Raw genomic sequence first — 20,270 nt, 5'->3', positions numbered from 1 at the left:
TCTGCTGCAAAAGTAAAAAACCTAGCTCATTAAACTAGACTAATTCTTAATAAGATTCAAGAAATACCTTAAGAAAACAACTGCATCTATGGCATGGGGGAAAAAGCAACTAGCTTGAATAATTGCAAAGGAGTGTTCGCTGGAAAAATTATAAGGCCTTGCACCCTTCTTATAGCAGAGAAGAACCTTATCCAAAGGCCCTCTTTAGAGGGCTGTCTAAAAAAGCTAGCCTAGGGGCTTGTCCCTAGGCAGCAAAAAGGAGAAACACAGAATTTTAAACAGTCTCGAAAAACAGGAGTAGCTCCTGTTTTGTTTTTTAGTCTATTGACTGCTTGCTCCTAAGTGCTGCATTTATTTTTCATTTTTGGGAGCTTGGCCAACGGGCAACATAAGGACAAAGCGTATATCCCTTCAAATAAAAAAACCAGTCTGCGGGAGCAGACTGGTTTGGGGTTAATGTATTTTATCTTGGCAGAGATAAAACAGCTTCAAATTGTAGGAAGAGGACTAGGCAAAGGCCTCATTCCATACGGCTTGATTATGTAGGCGGCCAATTTCTTGTCGGCCCCACTTATTAAATTGTTCAATTTTCTCGTCATAGCCAAAGCTTGCCCAGCCACCGAGTAGCCAACCTAGGCCACGGGCCACTTTTCCACCTGTGCCTTTGTTCCATTCTTTAACGCCGGCATCTTTCATGATTTCAAAGCGTTCTAGTGCATCAATCACATTGTCTACGATGACCGTATCGGTTTTCTTAGACAACCAGTTGGCATATTGGGCACGGCTAAGGAGCCAGTAGGCTGCTTTTTCGTTCACTCTTGTTTCTTGTGTATTGACATACTTGCTCATAATTTCGGCGCGTAGGCGCTTCCATTGATCGGCACCGCTAGCAATAGCGCCTTTAGCATCTTCTAGCTGATCGGCTCTTTGCTTATAGAGGTTTGTATAAACAATATCCAGCTGTTCTTGGATTTTGGTCAAGAGTGCTTTCATCTCTTCATACTTGCTTGTCACTCCACGGTTGTACAATCCATCGAGGTCAATCAAACCAGCATTCTGTGCCTCTGTCATAGTAGACAGGCCAGCTCCGCCAGGAAGGGCAAGAGAGAGGAAACCACCAATTTGGCCCATAGTTCCACCAGATTCGCTAGCGGCACCAAGGAGCATCTTAGCGATATCGCCAAAACCGTTTACACTACCACTAAGTAGAGCGGTAACACCGGCAGCTACTGCGGGATTCACGGGAGTCAGTGCCAAGCCAATAGAGCTTACCACTACCTTACGCACAGATTCTAGCAGCTTCATCAAGTCTTTTTGCTTCTTCATGACAGACTCATAGTCTGATTTAGCCTTGAGGTAAACCTCAGCGGCGGCTCCACCTGAAGCAATTGTTTGGCGGTAGGCGCCATCTACTTGAGAGCCGAGGGTAAGGATATCTTGGTTGAGGCGAGTGAGCACTGCGCCTAGGGTATTGACCAAGGGGCCATCAAATCCACCAGAGAACTCTCCGATGAGGGCGGCTTCTTGTTCATCTGTGAGTGTTGTTGCATTGGGGAAGTCAATAACGATTTTATCCTCATTGAACTCCATCATAGAATCTTGGACCTCGTATTTGGTCAAAGCGAAAGTAAGTACATTATCTACAGCGCCGAGGATATCTTTGACCTCATCGGTCATTTCTCCATTGGCGCGGCCTCCAGTAAGGGCGTTCGCCAACCAAGATTCGGCTTGGCCTTGTAGATCTTTAGCTTTAGCGAGTAGGCGGTTATCTACTTCGGTACCTTCTAAGATATCGTCGGTATCGCCAAGGCCGAGGTAAGCGGCTTTAATCTTCTCATAGACAGAGAGGAAGTCGCCTTCTTTGATATCTTCAATAAAGCCAGCTACTTCTTTGAGGAAGTTGCCTCCTACTTCGATCCATTGTTTGACCATAGTGATCTTTTCTTGGATCTCGGCAGCAACTTCTACGGCTTTGGCCAACCATTTTTCGGCTTCTGTGCGGAAGATATTGACTTTACCGATGAGTTCGTTATCTACATTGGTGTTAGAGATAATATCTCCACCTCCAGTGATATCATCCCAAGCGGCGGCTAGGCGGTCGTACCAATCGGGCAAGTTATTGCCATCGGCATCGCCAACAGCTAGGCCGATAAGGTCAGAGGCTTTATCGAGTAGGCCTTCAGAAGACTGGATCCACTCGCCAGCGGCGGCAATTTTATCGCTAAAGTCGCCATTTTTCATAGCGGAAGCGGAGGCCATAAAGCGTTTAGCTTCATTGACAAAGCCAGAGACTTGGCCGGCCAGTTCAGTGGTAAATTCTTCTTGGCCATCCAATACTCTTTTGATTTGGCCTTGGGCCCATTCTTTGGCGAGTTGGATATATTTTCCGACTACATCCTCGCCATTGGCCATATCGGTAGCGATTTGCATGGCCATTTTGATCCAATCTTGGACCTCTCCTAGATGTTCGCCGGCGGGAAGCTTAGCGATGAGGGAGTTGGCTAGGCGGGCAAATTCGTCGGCCTTTTGTTTATATTCTTGAACTTTGGCTAGGAGTTTATCGTCGATATCGGTGCCGGCAAAAACATCATTGGCGCCATCTAGTTCTGTCCAAAGGGCAGAGAGTTGATCATAGACGGCATTAAAATCTTTATTTTTGAGGGCATCGACAAACTCTTTTCCTTTTTCGGCCAAAGAAAGGAGTTTTTGGATATTATAGATCCAAGTTTTGACCAGGTCAATTTTCTCTTGGACGGCAGGGTTCATTTCTGCGGTGGCCTTAGCCAGCCATTCTTCGGCTTTAGTTTTAAAGCCATTGATTTTCCCCAATAGTTGTTCATCGATATCGGTACCGGGGATAATATCCATAACGGCTAGTTTATCCCATTCGCGAGCGAGCAGGTCGTACCAATCGGGCAGGCTATTATTGTCGGCATCGGCGAAGAGGTTATCGACGATATCGCCGGCCTTATCGAGGAGGTTATGGGTACTACCGAGCCATTCTTCGGCTCTGGCTACTTTATCATCTAGGGAAGCGTCGCCTAGGGCTTTGGCCTTATCGACAAAATCCTGGGCTAGTTTTTTAAAGTCGATGGCTTCTGCCACAACGGCATTGCTAAGGTCTCCGACTACTTCGGTACCACTAACGGCAGAGGAGATACCGCCTTCCATCCAGCTTACGGCAAGGTCTCTCCATTGGCCGAGGTATTCATCTAGGGCCTCAACTTTTTCGATAACAGATTTGGCGAGTTCGACCCATTTTTGGACCTTTTCTACTTTGTCGCCTAGTTCTCCTCCGGTAAAGAAGGAGGCGAGGCGGAGCCAGCCTTCGGCTTGTCCGATATATTCTTGAGCGGTAGCGAGGAGGCCTTTATCTAGTCCTTCTTTAGAGCTAAGGACTTTATCGATGCCGGTATCGAGCCAAGAGACGGCTAGGTCTTTCCAGCCGTTGAGGGTAGCTTCAAGGTCGGCATTACCTTTAGCTTGGGTAGCGATATCGCTTTCTGTTTCGGCTTCAATTTCTTCGGTGGCGGCTTTTTTGGCGCTACGTTCTTCGCTTTGGGCTTCTCGAGCGGCGGCGGCCTCTTGGGGCATGGGGATAGTTCCTTGCTCTTCTAGGCTGGGTTCATCTTGATCAGCTTGGGCCAGGGCGGCTTGGGTCTGATGCAAGGTGGCCAGAACTTGGCTGTGTTGGGCTGCGGTTTGGGGGTCGGAAGACAGTCCAAACTGATAGTAGTTAGAGAGCCATTCGTTGGCTTTCTTTTGCAGCAATTCTAAGCTTTCTTTTTGTTGCTTGCTGATGGCCATAATATGTATATGTTAGATAGGTATTTTGCCTTGCGGCGGGCAGATTTTTTCTTGAAGTACCGAAAGTTAAGGACTTTATGGCCGTTTTTCAAAGCTTGTTGGGAAAAGAAAAAAACCTTTTTGATATTCTGTTTTTCTATTGTCTATTTAGTTTTTTTGGCTTACTTTTGTTGGTTTTTGCCTAGACCTCCCGAAGGGCTTGCAGAAGGAAGCCTGTAGAGGGGAGGCTGGGCGGGGACATATTGATGCATGAGGAGCGAAGCGAGGAATACCGCTTTTGCAGAGGATTGGCATGGCTGAGGGATGGATAGTGGTGCGGCGCAGCCGCAGACCAAGGCGCTGCAAGCGCCGCAGGGCCGAGCAGAGCTGCGAGCCACGGCACAGCCCGACCCGACCGCAGGGAGGGGCAGCCCCAAAAAAATAGCAGCAGTTCTCTATACAGAAAACTGCTGCTACCTAAGCTAAGCTTAAAACTATTTACTTCGGCTCGAAGCCAAGAACGATATTAAACGAACCGTAATCAAACATAGAAGAGCCTGCGGGTAGATCCTTATCGAAGCCAATACCATAATCGAAACCAAGGGTACCAAACATAGGCAAGAAGACCCGAAGGCCTGCACCTACTGAGCGTTTGAGCATAAATGGATTGTATTCTCGGAAGCTAGACCAAGCGTTTCCGCCCTGTACAAAGCCCAAAACATAGATGGTTGCATTGGGGTTGGGCGAAAGCAGGTAGCGCAATTCGGCGGTAAACTTATTATAGACTGCCGCCCCTGTTTGGTTGGCGATAGAGACATCTGTAACGGGGTCGCTATATCCACGGAGCGAGATAATATCTTTTCCTTGTAGGCCCACAAAGTTAGAAATACCGTCACCACCTAGTTCATATCGACCAAAGGGAGACAAGCCCACATCCTTATTATAGCTACCCAAGAAGCCCAGCTTGGCCTCTGTCTTAATGACCAAGTTTTTGGCAATCTTGGTATACCAAGCGCTTTCAAAATCCCATTTATGATATTCTACCCAGCGGAAACGGTCGGTATCGGGAAGTTCTGTATCGGTATAATCCCAGCCATTGACCAAAGAGTAAGGGAAGGTCAGCTTCATAGAGAGGGAGAGGGTAGAGCCTGACTCGGGGAAAAGTGGGTTATTGACCGAATTCCGAGAAATTGTTTGGCGGATTGAAAGATCATTAAAGACCCCGGTAGGAATGGTAAAGTCGTAGCGGCGGAGCAGGTTCATATTTTGGTACTCCATAGCGATTTGGTAGCTAAAATAGTCATCGGGCCAGCGCAGGCGAGTACCTAGGCCCACCGTTACCCCTGTAATTAATAGCTGTTGAAAACTGCTACTTTCTGGAGTTTGTCCATTATTGTATCTAGAGTGGTAGGCGCTAACAGAAAGTGCATTGCGCTTTTTGCCGCCTAGCCAAGGTTCGGTAAAAGAGAAGTTGTAGGACTGAAAATAGCGTCCGTTTGTTTGAATACGCAAGCTTAGGCGCTGTCCATCTCCTTGTGGTAGGGGGTTCCAGGCCTCTGCCTTAAAGAGATTGCGCAAAGAAAAGTTATTGAAAGTGACGCCAAGGGTACCAATCAATCCGTTGCCATAGCCTCCCCAACCGGCAGAGAGTTCCAATTGGTCAGAAGGACGTTCTTCTACGGTATACTCAATATCTACAGTTCCTCGCTGTGGGTTTACGGGCGTATTGATGCCCATTGCCTCGGGGTTAAAGTAGTTGAGGGCCATCAATTCGCGTTGAGAGCGCATAATATCTGAGCGGCTAAACTTAGCGCCAGGCAAGGTGCGTAGTTCTCGGCGGATCACATGCTCGTGCGTGCGGTCATTGCCTTTGATAATTACGCGGTCAATGGTGGCGATAGGGCCTTCTTGGATACGGATTTCGATATCTACGGTATCGTTTTTCACGCCTTTTTCTACAGGATTGGCCTGAAAAAAGAGGTAGCCATTATCCATATAGAGCGTGCTCAAATCGCGGCCATTGCGGTCAAAGCTAATGCGGCTCTGCAAAAGCTCTTCATTATAGACCTCTCCTCTGCGAATACCTAGGATGCGGCCCAAAACCTCATCAGAATAAGAGCTGTTTCCTCTAAACTTAATGTCGCCAAAATAGTAAGTGGTACCCTCATCAATGTGCATATCAATTTGGATGGCCTTTTTGACCTTTCCGTTTTTCTTGGGAATTTCTACGATATAGACCGAATCGCGAACAATTTTAGCATCTCGCAAACCGATCTTATTATAGTAGGCCATAATGTTTTCTTTATCGGCCTTATAATCGTACTCAATATACTTTGAGGGCTTAAAAATGCCCATAATGGGGCGTTTCCGCTTGGTACCTTTCAGTAGGCGGCGCAATTTGCTATCAGACACTTGTTCGTTGCCCACAAAATTGATCTCTTGAATCCGAATCCGCTTCCCTCGATCTACATTAAAGACCCATCGGACACTATTCTTCAAGACAATATCTTCCTCTTCTTCTACCGTCACGCTAGCATCGGGATAGCCCTTAGTGGCCAAAAAATCTTTAATTTCACGCACTGCACTACGCTTCATACTTTTGGTAGCGGCCCGCCCTTTCAATAAATAGCGGTTGAGCAACTCATTCAAATCATCTTGCCAGCCTTTACGTACGCCACGGTAGGCATGTCGAGCAAAACGAGGATACTCCTTAAGGACAATTTTAAGGAATACGGCTTCTCCCAAACGGCGTTCGAGCAAAATCTGCACATCGACAAAAAGCCCTTGGCTCCAAAGCTTACGAATTGATTTACCAATATCATCTCCGGGCAGCTTAATGCTCTCCCCCACCTTCAGGCCCGAAACGGCAATCACGGCATTGGGGTCGGTATATTCACAACCTTCCACCTTAATGCCCCCAATTTCATAGGTTTGAGGCAGTTCATAATCCATCACAGGCAGACTGCTATCTGCATTACTGTTCGGTAGGCTATCGGTTTGGGCCAATAAGGATTGGCTCAGGCAAAATAGGCAAGCTAGGTAAACGCCTAGCCGTATAGAGTTGTAGTTCATGCGTTTTTGGCAGACTTTTTTTCTAAAAACATAGATCGAGGGACAAAATTAGCCCCCTTTTCCAAACAAAACGGAAAGTTCGGGCCAAAGGTAGGGGATTTAAAAGAGATAAAAAATATTTTGTCTATTCTGCTTTTTTGGGGCTGCCCCTCCCTTCGGTCGGGTCGGGCTGTGTCGCAGCTCGCAGGTCTGCTCGGCCCTGCGCCGCCAAAGGCGGCTGGGTCTGGCCCTTTGGGCCACTGCTATCCATCCCTCAGCCTGCGGCGGCTTCGCCGCCTGTCTGCTGTAAATTTGGACCAAAAAGGGAGTTTCTGCTTAGCAGATCAGCGCTTTTTTAAGTAGATTGCCTATTCTTCTGCCACAATCCCTCTATACTATGTCCCTAATTTGCTATGCCAAAACGACCAAAGATAAGGTCCAACTCCAAGATAAACCCTTTGCCTCTGGCGGAGAAGGCAGCCTGCACCGCATCAAAAGCCCCTCTCACTGGAGAGGACTTGTGGCCAAAATTTACCATCGCCCCAAACGAACAAAAGAGCGAGAAGAGAAAATTGACCTACTAATTAAATATCCGCCAGAAGAATTGCAGGCCGGCCAATGGCCTACCTTTGTTTGGCCCAGAGATATCCTCCTTACCCAAGATGGCCATTTCTTGGGCTTTGTCATGCCTTTTGTTCAAGGCAAAAAACTAGAACTGCTCTGCCTACCCAAACTACCCAAAAAGCTAAATGCCAGCTGGCAACGCCTCGCTTTGGACCAAAAAAATAGCCGAGAGCTAAGACTGCGCATAGCCTTTAATCTCAGCCTCGCCATTTATCGACTCCACCAAACAGATCGCTATGTTTTAGTAGACCTCAAGCCAGAAAATGTCGTTCTGCAAAGCAACGGACAACTCGCCCTAGTTGATATGGACTCTATTCAGCTAAAAGAAAATGGAGAGCTTAAATTTATGGCCCCTGTGGCTACCCCCGAATACTCGGCCCCAGAATATTACAAACAAGACAAACCCAAAAGCTTTGCGCCCAGCTGGGACAACTTTGCCCTAGCCGTAATTATTTACAAACTCTTCCTAGGTATCCACCCTTATGCCGCTTCGGCAGCGGCACCCAACGAGCAACTCGTTAGCCTCCACCAAAAAATTGAAGCGGGTTTGTTTGTTCATCATTCAGAAGCTCAACGCTTATTTAAAATCATCCCCCCACCCCATCAGGGCTTTCTACAGTTTTCTAATGCCCTACAAAGCCTATTTATTAGAAGTTTTGTAGATGGCCACAATCTGCCCGAACTCCGCCCCCTAGCCGAAGAATGGTGCTGGGCTTTGCTCGAAGAGCTAAAAGACCCCGAACTCAAACAACGCTTTCAGCAAATGCTAATGCAACAGGGCCTGCAATTTAAGCGGCTACGCCGCCCCTCCGATATTTTGCCGCCCTTAGAGAAAACAGAAAAAAAATGGAGCGACTACCTGCCCCAGGACTATCAAATGGCCTTGGCTTGGAAAATGCCGCAATTGCAATATCCTAAGTCGGCACAGCAAATCAATCTAGAGATCAATATGGATAGCTGGGGAAATTTCATCCTGAGCCTAATCGCTACCCTAGCCACGGCAGTAGCTCTGCTCAGCAGCTTTCCAGCAATTTATGACTGGATGAGCAAAGACCTACTTCAGTCCCCCTACTGGCAAATCATGCTGATCATTCAAGGCTTTTTTGCCTTCCCCATTCTTATTTTTCCCGTTATTATTCGGGGTATCCACCAGCTTGTCCACCCCAAACGATTCAAGTGGAGAAAAATAAAAAATAGAGCACAAAAGCTACAAAACGAACTGGACCAATGGGACGCTAAGCTAGAAAAGTCTAAGACCAAGTTACTAGAGTTCTTAAAAAGGGAACTGCCCCCTTTTCAAGCCCTAGAAACAGAAAGCAAGGCTATCAAGCTGAGTTATCAGGAGGGGCTGCAACAGCTAGACTTAGCCTTTGAGGAATTACTGGCCCAAGAAGAAGCCCATGAAGCCAATATTTTAGCGCCCATTCTGGCCCAGCTCCAAACAGAACTGCCCGAACTGAGTTCGGCCCACAATTTTAAATCGGCCCTAGAGATCTTGCGCAAAGCCGAGCAAAACGAACTGCTGGCTGCACAAAAAGAAGAGCTGGGCCAAGAATTTCATCAATTTAAGGCCATGGCCCAAAAGGAAAAACGCCTTGCCTTTGAGCGCCTTGCCGCCGAAGAAAAGCGCTTCTTCTCTTATATTGAGGAGCAAAGAGAACTACTGCAAGACCGCCAAAAGCAAGATATACAAGCCCAACACAACAACCTCAGCCGATTTAATAATCTTAAAAGAGGCTATAAACAGCATTTGCACCTAAGTCCTCGAGAGGGTTTCCGGCTCAGCCTTAAACTCAAAGAGGCAGGGCTTCATTCTATAAGCCAGCTAGAGAACGTCAATATCCCCAGAGCCCAACTGATCTTAAAGGATGGCCGTACCCTTAAGTTGGCTAACTTTAGCCAAAATGATGTTAATCTGGCCCACCGTTTTATGCTCTGGTTACAAGCTGGCTATAAAGAAGAACGACTGACAGACCAAGAGCTAAAACGCATAGATAAGTTTTATGCCAAAGAACGAGAAGAGCTAGAAGCCAAAGCCCGCCTAGCCGTTCCTAAGTTTGCCAAAAGAAAAGCCGACCTACAACAGCAGGCCCAAGATGCCTTTTTGGCTAAAAAAGCCAAAAATATACGGCAACAGTATCAACAAAAGCGGCAGCAAGTACGCCAAGCACAGCAGCGTTTTAGTCAGAACATGCAGGCTGTTCTAGAAGAAAGAAGCCCCCTCTACCAAGCATTGGAAGAAGAGGCCAAACAATTACAGAAAAAACATAAGGAGCAGCTCAACAACTTGACCCATTTGCATCAGCACAACTTGCATCAAAAGCTAGAAAAAGAACAAAATCGTTTGCGGGACTGGCAGCCCGAGAATCTGGTCCAGATTGAAATTACACTACAAAAGAAAGCTAAAGTTGGTCAGCAGTTTTCTGCTTATACCCCCTAACGACTCGCCATTTTGGGCGCAAATAGCTGTTGTACATCTTCGGCTGTTTTGATTTGCCCCGGCTGGGCCCGCAAGACAATCGTATAAGGTTGGTCCGCTGGGCGGTCCTTGATTTCGCTCCAATCTATAGCCGCAAAATCATCTAGATCGAAGAGCGCCACTTGATCATTGGGCAAAACGGCCAAAAAGCGGAGCGGACGATCGGGAGATATGCGGAGCTTATTCCAGTCTCTTGCTGGCAAATCAATTAGGCTGGCCTCATTTTGGGGAAAACAAAATACTTTGTCCAAACGAAAACTAGCAGGCAGCTCTCCGCCTTCAATTTCAAATTGGGCCACCAGCGGCAGGGCTTCTTCCCACTTCAAAAAGCGATCATAATTATAAATGCCAAAGTCGCTAATTTCAAAACTGCGGAAAAGGTCGGCCTCTTGGCTTAGGCGTTGCATCTCCACCTCAATTTCGGCCATATTTTTCTCATAATTTTTGGCCCAACTCTGAGGGCTATAACGATACAGCTGCATCAGTGGCATGACGGCCTCTATTCGGCCAGTCCATTCTTCGGTCCCATCATGAGAATTTAGCGTAAGCTGATAAATATTGCCCCGAACTAGCTGCAATTCAAGGACATCAAAGTCTTTGTCTTTGGCCCAATCCGGAAAGCGCCCTCCGCTCAATCTTTTCCAAACCATCATGGCCGCAGGCTGCGAGATCCCCTGATAATCAACATGCTTATAACAGCGGCTATTTAGCCAAGAAAGTCCGTACTGCTGGGCCTTCTGCCCTACTAGGGGGTTCTCTCGGTTTTCATATATTTTGCCATAATTATTATTGTAAGTGGCATCTAAAATGGCCGAATAATCAAAGCAAAAATACTTAGATTCTAGGGGCATTTTAAGCAGACTTTGGGCCTTATAATTTACCTTTTTGAGGGCTTTTTGCTTACTCTTATTTTCTACTATTTCATATTCTTGGTCCAAATATTCCCATTTTCCATCTTCATCTTTCAGATGAAAGAAGCTATAATTTCCTTCTTTTTGAAAAGAGGGGGTGGTAATTTTCATAGCTTCGGCCATCTTTAGTTTGTTCCCATTTTGCTCTGCTCGCAGCTCAAACATACCCGCAGTGGCCATATATCTTTTTTGGCCTTGGGCCTCGTACGTCATGGGCATAGCGGCCAAAAAAGCGCTGGGCGCATCATGAAAAATGCGATACTTCAGGGTAATTTTTCCGCTAATGCTATCTCCATTTTCATTGCGCAGGGCCCCGCCTTTAAAATAAAATGCACCGCCTTGAGGCAAGGTCAAAACCGTATCTCGATCCGCATCAATTTCATAGTCTTCAAAGGGAATATCAATATTGGCAAATGGACGTTGGGCCTCCCACTGGCTAAGCGAAATGGGAGCTATTGTTGTCTTTTTTTCTTGGCAAGCCATTAGGCTCAGCAGGGCCAGAGCGGCCAAATAGATGTGGTTTTTCATTGCTTCTTTTTTTTTCTGTTGATTATGTTTTGGGGCCTGCCGCCTATGGCGGCCGGGCTGTGCACTGGCTCGCTGTTCGCTCGGCCCTGCGCAAAAAAAGCGTTGCTTTTTTTGCTGGGTCTGCGGCTTCGCCGCCCCAGTTACCATCCCTAGGCCATGAGGCCCTTCGGGCCTTATCTATTTTGGTCCAAATTCTTGGTAATAATCTAGGGCGATATCGCTATAATTATCTTGGATATCGGGACTTAATTTTGGGCCATAGGGAAACGCCTTTTGTTGGCGCCAGTAGCTTAATTCTTCTAATGATTTATTTAGGCCAGAATTATACTTACAGCTCCAAAGCTCTAGGGGGCTCCAATTGGGGGGACATTTTTCTTTTTGGCAGATTTGCAAAAAGCACTTTAGGTAAAAGAGTTGGCCCTCTAGGGTTTTGAGGCGGGCCAAGCGGGCCTTAGGGCTTCTATCTATGGCTAAGTGGAGGCTATCTTCCAGGGTTTGGGCAAAAGAGGGTTTCATTTGGAAAGGGCCAATAGAGAAATCAACAGCTAGTCCACGGAGGTAAGCTTGTTCTAGGGCCTCTGTTTCTAGCATATCTTTTAATTGATTATAGCGGAGGAGTTCGGGAAAGACCACGGCCTGAAGTTTGGCGGGTTCTATGGCTAACTCCTTGGCGGTTTGTTCCAAAAGGCTTTGGTGCTGCTGCAAAAAGGCGATTGCTTTTTGGTAATTCTGCCCATATTTTTTTGCGTAGGGACTAGGCGACCAAAGCAGGCAAAGGAAGAAGAGGTATTTCATTTTTATTTTTTATGCCCTGCTTTGGCTAAGGTTAGGCCTTGGGGGAGCATTTTTTTTTGCTGGGCCTAGAAAACAGTAAAAACCAGCTGGCCGGAGCCGTTTCTTTTGGGCAAAGAAGGCTGTTGAGCGGCCCAGCGCTGCGGAGTGGGTGGCCGTTAGGCCAGACCGAGGGCGAAGCCCGAAGGGCCGAGCAGACCTGCGAGCCCCGAAGCATAGCGGCGGCCAGCTTGCTGGCCGCGGGCCCCAAAACAAAAACGCCTCGCTCCTAAAAAAGGAACGAGACGTTAATATTTGGATGATCAGAACTACTGGCTGCTATACATTTTGGAAGCGAGCGAAGGCCGAGGCCAACTTCTTATCATATTGGTTTTTGGCATAGCCGGGGCCATTATATCCTCTAGCAAAAGAGGCCCAATCCTTACTACTTCCTTGTACGTGACGGAGGAGATTATTGTTTTTCACAAACTCCATAACGGCTTTGAGAGAAGCGCCATTGGGTACTTTCATGGCTTCTACGAAAGAGAAAACATCGCTATATCCGACGGTAGAGTGGTTAAAGCCCATAATTTGGAACTCGCCCCAAGAAGTGGCTTTATAGGCGGCTTCCTTATGAATTTTTTCGGCTCTAGCGAGGCGATCATACTCTTTGGTACCTCCGGAGTACTGGCTACTATCCCATTTGGGGTAGATAATATTTTCGTTTCCAGATCGGAGCGCATTAGGATCTTTACCTGCTTTCTTGAGTTCCTTCCAGAAAATATGTCCTTCAAAGAGGATTTTGGGTCGGCCATCAGAGAAGAAGCCATTTCCGCCGGACTCTACAGTTTGGATAGCCATAATAACGGCGGGTTCTACGCCATATTGTTTAGACAAGGCCTCTAGGTGGCCTTGGATACGGCCCATACCGAGCAGAGAGCCCCAGGTACGTCCGCCAGCGTCTACGCGGCCATCGGGTTTGCTACTTCCGCGATATTTAGTTTGGAAATCTTTGATTGCGGCGGTGAGTGCGGCATCGGCATTTCCGTCCTCGGTCAATTTGTGGCCAAATTTATTGAGGAGTTGTTTTACGCGGAGCACATCTTCCGCTTGATTTTTTCCGCCTGCGCCTACAGAGGCGGCGATTTTAGAATTGGCGGCTAGGGCCTCTTCTACCTCGCCAGAAGCGGCTGCGGCATCGGAGCTAGCGGAGCTGCTATCATCAGTAGATGAGGCATCTTCGCTACTTGTGTCATCTGCTTCTTCGGTAGTTGCTTCATTAGTGCTTGTGCTAGTTCCGCCAGAGAGTGCGCCCCAGCTTTTCCCTCCTGGGTCGATGCGGCCATCTTTCCAGCCTAACTCGCTTTGTTGGAAAGCCTCGATAGCGGCGATTGTTTTTCCGCCACAGTCTCCATCAACAGTAAGGTTTTGGCCTTTTTTGTTGAGGAGTTCTTGGACTAATTTTACATCTTCTAGTTTATTATCTCCGCCTTTACCGACAGAGCCAGAGATAGAGCTGACGCTAGCGGCTGCGGCGGCAGATGCGCCTTCTACGGCAGATCCGATAGATGCTCCGATAGAGCTAATGAGTTCTTCAATTTGCGTTAGTGTAGCTTGTTCTTTATCGTCGATTTTGCCATCGGCCATAAACAGCTCTTTGAGTGTTTTAAGCTGATCTTGATATTTCCCGAGCAGTTGTTGTAATTTTTCTACGTTAGCCATGCTTCAAAAGTTAAGTTAGGTTGAATAGATAAGAAAGCTCTAGCGGAAAGCGGCTAGAGGGATAGAACCAAAAATTATTTTTGAAGTTTGCTTTCGATTTTCTGAAGGTTCTCGAGCATTTTGGCCATTACTTGGCGGGCTTTGGCTTTTTTCTTTTCTAGTTTGGGGTCGATTGTCGTGCTTTCGGGGCCGGCAGAGGCGGTATCATCAGAGGCGGCATCCTCTGTTGTTTTGGCTTCTTCTTTGGCCTTAGGTTCTTCTGTTTGTGCAGTTTCTTGCGGGCCTTCTTGTTCTTCTTCGGCGGCGCCGGCGGCAGAAGTTACTTCAGCGGCGGCAGAGCCGGCTACAAATTCGTTGAGGGTCAATTTTGCTTTTTTGAGGATAGCCTTAGCTTCCTTAGCGATTTTGGCTAGGGGGGCATTTCCTTTGATGGGGCTTACTTCTAGGGTAGCGCCATTTTCGCCTTCTTGAACAAAAGCCTTAGCGATCATGACCATTTTCTTATCGCCTTTAAGGTCTTCTTTGGCTTGTTTTTTCCATTGAGCGTCTAGCTTAGCGATAAGCATAAGGGGGCCAGTAGTACCACAGGCAAACTTATGCTCGCGTTTTACATAAAGTGTGACAGCGGTCTCTTCGCTATTGGCTTGAGTAAAAGCGGCTTTGCTCAGGCGCTTAAATTCTTTTTCGTAAGCGGCTTGAGTCAATTCAGATAAAACTCCAACTTTTAATTTCGTTTTCATAAGGTATATGTATTGGCAGGTTAATGTATTGTATTTGCTTTAACGAGTCGAATATATTGAGTTTTGCAGAATTAAGCAAGCGCATAAAGAAGTATTCCTAATTTTTATTGCATTTAAGACGCTTAACTTATCAGATTCGCTTGTAAAATAATGGGCTTAGCCTTATAAAATTTGTCTAGTCCTTATTAAAAACGCTAGCTAGGCCTTAGTTTTGTAGTCCTCGGTATGAATTCCTAATTTAAACTTCAACTTTTTTATTATGAGGCAAGCTCAGTTCAGTTTACTATTTTTTATTTTTTTGCTCAGCAGCAATTTAATGGCCCAGCGCCCTCGGAGTGGTGGTTTTGGTGGTTTTGGGAATAAGCTATCGGGGACGACCTACAATGAGGAGCAATTAGCCTACATGAAAGACCATGTGAAGGCCATAGAGCAGTTTAACGACAGTCTGAGTCGGGGTTTATTAGAGTTTCCGCTCAAGATTCATATTGTGGCCAAGAGTGACGGCAGCAATGGTTGTGAGATTGCCGAGGTACAGGCGGCGATACGGGAGCTCAACAAAAGTTTTTTGAAGGCCAACATTCGTTTTTTGCCTTTAGAGGACTACAACTATGTTCGGGATGATGCGCTTTATCGTTTTCCGGTAGTGGATGAAGAAAAGCTTTGTCGGCCACATGATCGGGCTAATGTAATTAACGTATACATTGTAAACAAGCTACAGGGCGAGCGCAATAGTTTTTCGGGCTACACGCATGCGCCTTCGGCCAAGCCGATCAATCGCTTGTTTATCACAAAAAAGGCCCTAAGTAATGGCACTACACTCAAGCGGCAGATGGGGCATTTTTTTGGCCTCTACCCCACTGCGGGTCCTATTGCTGGGCAACGTAGTGAAGAATTGGTTTCTGGAGAAAACTGCCAGACGGAGGGCGATCAAGTTTGTGACACCCCTGCCGACCCAGGTTTGGACCGTCGTTCTATTGATGATCGCTGTGATTATGTGGGCACCTTAAAAGATGCCAATCGTAAGTTTTACAAGCCAATGGTCAATAATATCATGTCGGATAATCCTCGAGAAGGTTGTCGGAGCAAATTTAGCCGCGGGCAGCTCAAGCGGATGCTATACACGGCCACTTATATTCGCAACTACATTAAATTTCCGCCTCCTGCCGATGCCACCAAAAAGTACCTCAAAAAACTGAAGGAGAAATACGGCCAAGAGGGCGAATTGGTCTTTGATATCAATGCAAGCAAAGCGAATGTCCAATTGCTTCAAAACCTATACAAGGTGCAAGGGACCTTTTTGCCAGAGACCGCCTACTTCTTTGAAATCACAAATTTGCGCAAAGGCTTTATTTATGTCTTTGAGGGAGATGAAGAGCGCGGCTTTAACTTGCTTTATCCACAGGCTGGCGATCAGCAGTACTTTAAGGACGAAAAGAAAAAGTTTAGAGTCCCTACAAATAAAGGCGAGCATTTTCAAGTAGACCCCAATGGGACCAAGAACTACATTTGTATTTTATTCTCTAAAAAGCAAATTCTCCCAGAGAGCTTCCTTAAAGAGATGAATGAACTAGACGATGAGCAACTAAATCTTTTTCAGCGCTTTTATGCCGCTCATCAAGAGAAGATTGTGGGCAACCACAATATTGAGTTTCAAGATAATAAAATTGAGTTCTCGGCCACTTCTACAGAACGCTATATTGTACCCATCTTTTTAGAGTACAACAAACGCTAAACAATAAGACCAAAAGCCCCTTTGCTGTTGCCAAAGGGGCTTTTTTTAACCAAAGCTTTCGGGAAAGTCATCAAATCGTTAAAAGCGGGACGGTAGCAAGGAATTTTATAGGGATAAATTGTATATTAAATAGAAATTCAGTCTTTTTACAGCCAATAGTTTTCTTTGGCCCAATTTAGGCTAATTTTATCCAAAATTCATCCAACTCAACCCCCGCTTATGCAGCAAACTATACATCTTTTTTGTTTTCTTTTTTTCACGGCCTTTCTTTCTGCCCAAAACTTTTCAGTCTCCGCAGATTATGCCAGTCTTCAGGGCAACTGCCAGACAGAAATAGGGCCCCGGATTAGCCTAAAAAATGAGAGCAATCGCAAAATTACCTTGGTTTGGGAACAAAGCCGCAATCTCTGCCCCGAGGGCTGGGAGGTAGCCGTTTGCGACCGACAATGCTACTCCTCTTTGGTCCAAAAAAAACAATTGGTTCTGGGCCCCAAAGAAGAGGTTTCTAATTTTCGAGTCAATTTTCGCCCTAATGGAAAAGAGGGAATTGGAAATTTAGAGCTCAAGATTTATGAAAAAGGCCTAAAGCAAGATGCCGAGCGCATTTTGTTTTCTGCCTCGGCCAAAAATGAGCGCTCGGCACAAAAAATGTATCAACCCAAAGCCGAAAAGCCTACGGTTTACCCCAATCCAGTGGTAGAACACCTCATGCTTCGAGACGCCCAAGAGCAGGTCAAGTATTTAGAAATTTACAATGTGGTGGGCCGCAAAGTTTTGCAGTTCCAAGTCAATGGGCAGCAAGATAAATTTGATGTCAGTAGCCTCAACCGCGGCATTTATATGCTTCGGATGCTTGATGAAAACCGCCATATTATCCGCACAGAACGCATTAGCAAGTACAACCCTTAGTCTTTTGCGCCTAAGATTCAAAAAGCCAGCTGTTTTCAGTTGGCTTTTTTTTGTTTTGGGGCCTCCGCTGCGGCCTTGCAAGGCGGGGCAGTCCAAAAAATTACCTTTTTTTTAAGTTTACGAAAAAAGTTACTACCTTTAGGTAATTAAAAAATAAACCAATGAACACCCTTATGACTTTTTTGGTCCTTTTCACGGGACTCTTCGCTCCCATTGAGCTGCAAGAAAACAAAGCAGAATGTAGAACCAAGGACTATAGTAGTAAAGAAAAAATGAGCACAGAGGCCGCTATTCCAAAAATTGATTTTTGTTTGGAATTTGCCCTAAATGCGGTAGCGGTAGCCCATAAAGCGAGAAGCCTAAAAAATAGTATCAAGAAGGACCAATGGGAAGAAACCTTATACCTAGATGATCTTTATTTTAACTTTTATCAAGGTAAAAAGCTCAAAGTTTGTCGCCTAATCTCGAGAGATATTAAGGCCTTAGTAAAGCAGGCGGACAATAAGCCACCCCGTCTATTTTTAGAAGAATTGGCCCAAATTTTTGAGCGTTATAATACCATAGAAAAGATTGAAAAATATAGTGCTAAATCGGACTTTATTGAGTCTGCCATTGCTCCTTATGTCCTTTCGCCTAGCCAACTAGAACCCATTTTGGACCAATCCCTGGCCAAGGATGACTTTTTGACCACAGAAGAGTGGAGGGAGAAAAAAGAAGCCGACTCTACCTACCGAGCAGAACTTACTAGATTCTATGACCTCCTTAACTATGGTGAAAGGAGAATCCTGAACCAATTATTCAATATGGCTCCTTTAGAGGAGCAACTGCATTTAGACCCCGCCTTTAAATACTCTATTTCAGCTAAGGAGTTAATAGCGTTTTTAAAACAAGGAAATACAGGGCATCCTCTTGTTAGAAAACAACTGATTCAACAATTGGCCAATCAATTAGATAGTAGCAAACACTACTCAATAGATGAGTTGAGCACTACGATTCACACGGAGCTATCCCTCTCTTCAAGTTTTAGGAAAGAGCTCTTTTGTCAAGAATTTTATGACGTAAAAAAACAGCGCTGGATAAACGGCTACCCTCCTGCTCCTCACGAGCTATATCCTATAGACTGGCTGTATAGCTGCTTTGATGCTAAACTACGGCATACTAGCGTACGCCGAGAAGTGGTTGTTATACAACTTAAAGAAGAGATTAAAGTCTGGTTTAAAAAACTACAACCTAGCATCAATGATCCTAATATTAGAAACTACTGCCTAAGCAAAAAGCAATGGAAGGCCCATATTCACAGCCTTTTTTCAGCATCAACGAGAAGTGGGTTAAAAATTCCTCTATTAGAAGACTATTTTTTGTCTAAAATAGATGAGACAAGCCCCAATGAAGACTACCTTTCTATGAACGATTTTATCAAAAACGTTTGGACCAAGTTTTTGGGAGACAAAGCTTTTCAGCAACTAGACCCTTTCAAGGAATTATCTGCAGAAGAGATTAAACAATTGGCAGATAGTGCTAGGGTGCTCTTAGCACCAGCAAAAAACTGGGAAAAAGCAATCCGAGATAGTCGTTGTCAGCGGTCAAAATAGCCTCTCTTTTTTGCCTTATATTGTTTTAACATCTAGCGCCCTGAACGAAAGTTTGGGGCTTTTTGGGTTTTGGGGCCTCCGCTGCGGCCTTGCGGCGCTACGTTTACTCCCTTCGCTCGTCGAACTGCGGACTAAAGTCCTTGTTGTCGCAGCTCGCTGCTGTTTTTTTGGGGCCTGCCGCCTGCGGCGGCCGGGCCCTTACAGGGCTCGCAGGGCTGCTCGGCCCTGCGCCAGCAAGCTGGCTAGGTCTGCCGCTGCGCGGCCCCCTTGCAGGCCCCTAGGCCAAGTCGCTTCGCTCCTTTGCGGCGGCTTCGCCGCCTGCTAGCTGTGGCTGCAGGTTGAAACCAGCAGCCATACAACAACCCCATTCTACATCTATAGTGCGGAGAGGATTAAAATCCTCTACCGCTTTGAACAAGGGTTATTTTTTCTTCGGTAGTTTGTTTTTTATCCCCCATAAATTTCATAGGAATCCTAGGGCCAAGGCCCTAGGCTATCGAAAAAAACGCCATCCCCTCATTCGAGGGGATTTTCTGTTCCAATAGGCTCCATCAGCAAACAAGGGCTTTAGCCCGCCAGTTTGCATAGCCCCGCAACCATGGGCTTCAGCCCATGGCCCCAAAACTGCCCAACCGCTAAAAGACGCTTTCTTTATCTCTTCTTTTTTCAAAACTCCCGAGAAAAAGTTGAGGGACTAATAAAAGTTGCCTCCATACTGCCTCCGATCTGCCGCCTGCTAGCTGTGGCTGCAGGTTGAAACCAGCAGCCAATTTAGGAACAGCAGAGCCCGCTCCTCAGCAACAATTGGCCTGCAGCTTAAAAGCCGCAGGACCTGAAAACAAAATAGCTCCTATTCTCCCTTCAAAACTCCCGAGAAAAAGTTGAGGGACTAATAAAAGTTACCTCCATACTGCCTCCGCTCTGCCGCCTGCTAGCTGTGGCTGCAGGTTGAAACCAGCAGCCAATTTAGGAACAGCACAGTCCCCTCCTGACCAACAACTGGCCTGCAGCTTAAAAGCCGCAGGACCTGAAAACAAAATAGCTCCTATTCTCCCCCCCTTCAAAACTCCCGAGAAAAAGTTGAGGGACTAATATTAAAATCTTGTGTGCGCCCTTCTTGGTCCCTAGGCGATAAATGGCAGGCGGCAAAGCCGCCATGGCCGAAGGCCAAACGGCAAAGGCCAAATGAAAGCCCTGCCACTTCTATCCTTTGCTTTAATTTCCTGCTATTCTGCGTTATTTTTCTCAGCCATAGCTACAGCTATGCCTTTAAAAAATGCCTGGACTAGCCTCAAATTTTTATCAAAGGATGGCCGAAGCGCAGGACTTCCATTTGGCCTAGCGATGTGCAGGGGTGGCCGAAGGCCAGACCGAGCGGGCGCAGCCCGCGCAGGGCCGAGCGAGCAGCGAGCCCCGAAACGTAGC

The 20,270-nt window shown here is 46.4% G+C and carries 10 protein-coding genes; 4 read left to right on the top strand and 6 right to left on the bottom strand.

Translation table 11 applies throughout. The annotated features are described in order from the left end of the window. Window positions 1-507: 507 nt before the first annotated feature. Both SAPGRDRAFT_RS15560 and bamA read right to left on the bottom strand, forming a co-directional pair. Window positions 508-3,807 carry a hypothetical protein gene (locus tag SAPGRDRAFT_RS15560; RefSeq protein WP_002660200.1) on the bottom strand — a complete coding sequence of 1,100 codons (3,300 nt, stop codon included), beginning with the start codon at window positions 3,805-3,807 and terminating at the stop codon, window positions 508-510. Between the two features lie 477 nt (window positions 3,808-4,284). After that, complete coding sequence (gene bamA, locus SAPGRDRAFT_RS15555; protein ID WP_002660198.1) at window positions 4,285-6,858, bottom strand: outer membrane protein assembly factor BamA; 2,574 nt, start codon at window positions 6,856-6,858, stop codon at window positions 4,285-4,287. A gap of 376 nt (window positions 6,859-7,234) precedes the next feature. Between bamA and SAPGRDRAFT_RS15545 the strand changes: the two genes are divergently transcribed. Continuing rightward, window positions 7,235-9,901 (top strand): protein kinase domain-containing protein, encoded by a 2,667-nt coding sequence (locus SAPGRDRAFT_RS15545; RefSeq protein ID WP_002660197.1) that lies wholly within the window; start codon window positions 7,235-7,237, stop codon window positions 9,899-9,901. On the opposite strand, the gene SAPGRDRAFT_RS15540 is transcribed toward SAPGRDRAFT_RS15545, so the two are convergent. From SAPGRDRAFT_RS15540 to SAPGRDRAFT_RS15515, 4 genes are all read right to left on the bottom strand, one after another. After that, window positions 9,898-11,379 (bottom strand): hypothetical protein, encoded by a 1,482-nt coding sequence (locus SAPGRDRAFT_RS15540; protein ID WP_002660196.1) that lies wholly within the window; start codon window positions 11,377-11,379, stop codon window positions 9,898-9,900. The two genes, SAPGRDRAFT_RS15545 and SAPGRDRAFT_RS15540, sit on opposite strands and share 4 nt — an antisense overlap. Before the next feature lie 177 nt (window positions 11,380-11,556). Next, the gene (locus SAPGRDRAFT_RS15535) at window positions 11,557-12,174 is read right to left on the bottom strand and encodes a hypothetical protein (RefSeq protein WP_002660195.1); all 618 of its coding nucleotides are present in this window, start codon (window positions 12,172-12,174) and stop codon (window positions 11,557-11,559) included. Window positions 12,175-12,489: 315 nt separating this feature from the next. Further along, on the bottom strand, window positions 12,490-13,872 hold the full coding sequence (locus SAPGRDRAFT_RS21025) for an N-acetylmuramidase domain-containing protein (protein ID WP_002660194.1): 1,383 nt from the start codon (window positions 13,870-13,872) through the stop codon (window positions 12,490-12,492). Between the two features lie 74 nt (window positions 13,873-13,946). Then, complete coding sequence (locus SAPGRDRAFT_RS15515) at window positions 13,947-14,612, bottom strand: hypothetical protein (RefSeq protein WP_002660193.1); 666 nt, start codon at window positions 14,610-14,612, stop codon at window positions 13,947-13,949. Window positions 14,613-14,871: 259 nt separating this feature from the next. Here SAPGRDRAFT_RS15515 and SAPGRDRAFT_RS15510 point away from each other — a divergent pair, with 259 nt between their 5' ends. From SAPGRDRAFT_RS15510 to SAPGRDRAFT_RS23835, 3 genes are all read left to right on the top strand, one after another. Then, a complete protein-coding gene (locus SAPGRDRAFT_RS15510; RefSeq protein ID WP_002660191.1) occupies window positions 14,872-16,344 on the top strand; it encodes a DUF4384 domain-containing protein in 1,473 nt (490 codons plus the stop codon). 219 nt (window positions 16,345-16,563) lie between these two features. Then, window positions 16,564-17,253 carry a T9SS type A sorting domain-containing protein gene (locus SAPGRDRAFT_RS15505; protein ID WP_002660190.1) on the top strand — a complete coding sequence of 230 codons (690 nt, stop codon included), beginning with the start codon at window positions 16,564-16,566 and terminating at the stop codon, window positions 17,251-17,253. A 161-nt stretch (window positions 17,254-17,414) separates the two neighbouring features. Beyond that, on the top strand, window positions 17,415-18,845 hold the full coding sequence (locus tag SAPGRDRAFT_RS23835) for a hypothetical protein (RefSeq protein WP_002660189.1): 1,431 nt from the start codon (window positions 17,415-17,417) through the stop codon (window positions 18,843-18,845). Window positions 18,846-20,270 lie beyond the last annotated feature (1,425 nt).

Source organism: Saprospira grandis DSM 2844 (assembly GCF_000275825.1).
GTDB lineage: Bacteria > Bacteroidota > Bacteroidia > Chitinophagales > Saprospiraceae > Saprospira > Saprospira grandis_A.
Note: the sequence above shows the minus strand (reverse complement) of the source record. Positions and strands in the feature narration are given on the sequence as shown.

What these genes read in the sequence shown, in the direction of transcription:
- bamA (WP_002660198.1), bottom strand. Translation starts at nt 6,858, where the DNA reads ATGAACTACAACTCTATACGGCTAGGCGTTTACCTAGCTTGCCTATTT.
- SAPGRDRAFT_RS15505 (WP_002660190.1), top strand. Translation starts at nt 16,564, where the DNA reads ATGCAGCAAACTATACATCTTTTTTGTTTTCTTTTTTTCACGGCCTTT.
- SAPGRDRAFT_RS15515 (WP_002660193.1), bottom strand. Translation starts at nt 14,612, where the DNA reads ATGAAAACGAAATTAAAAGTTGGAGTTTTATCTGAATTGACTCAAGCC.
- SAPGRDRAFT_RS15540 (WP_002660196.1), bottom strand. Translation starts at nt 11,379, where the DNA reads ATGAAAAACCACATCTATTTGGCCGCTCTGGCCCTGCTGAGCCTAATG.
- SAPGRDRAFT_RS15545 (WP_002660197.1), top strand. Translation starts at nt 7,235, where the DNA reads ATGTCCCTAATTTGCTATGCCAAAACGACCAAAGATAAGGTCCAACTC.
- SAPGRDRAFT_RS23835 (WP_002660189.1), top strand. Translation starts at nt 17,415, where the DNA reads ATGAACACCCTTATGACTTTTTTGGTCCTTTTCACGGGACTCTTCGCT.
- SAPGRDRAFT_RS15510 (WP_002660191.1), top strand. Translation starts at nt 14,872, where the DNA reads ATGAGGCAAGCTCAGTTCAGTTTACTATTTTTTATTTTTTTGCTCAGC.
- SAPGRDRAFT_RS15535 (WP_002660195.1), bottom strand. Translation starts at nt 12,174, where the DNA reads ATGAAATACCTCTTCTTCCTTTGCCTGCTTTGGTCGCCTAGTCCCTAC.
- SAPGRDRAFT_RS15560 (WP_002660200.1), bottom strand. Translation starts at nt 3,807, where the DNA reads ATGGCCATCAGCAAGCAACAAAAAGAAAGCTTAGAATTGCTGCAAAAG.
- SAPGRDRAFT_RS21025 (WP_002660194.1), bottom strand. Translation starts at nt 13,872, where the DNA reads ATGGCTAACGTAGAAAAATTACAACAACTGCTCGGGAAATATCAAGAT.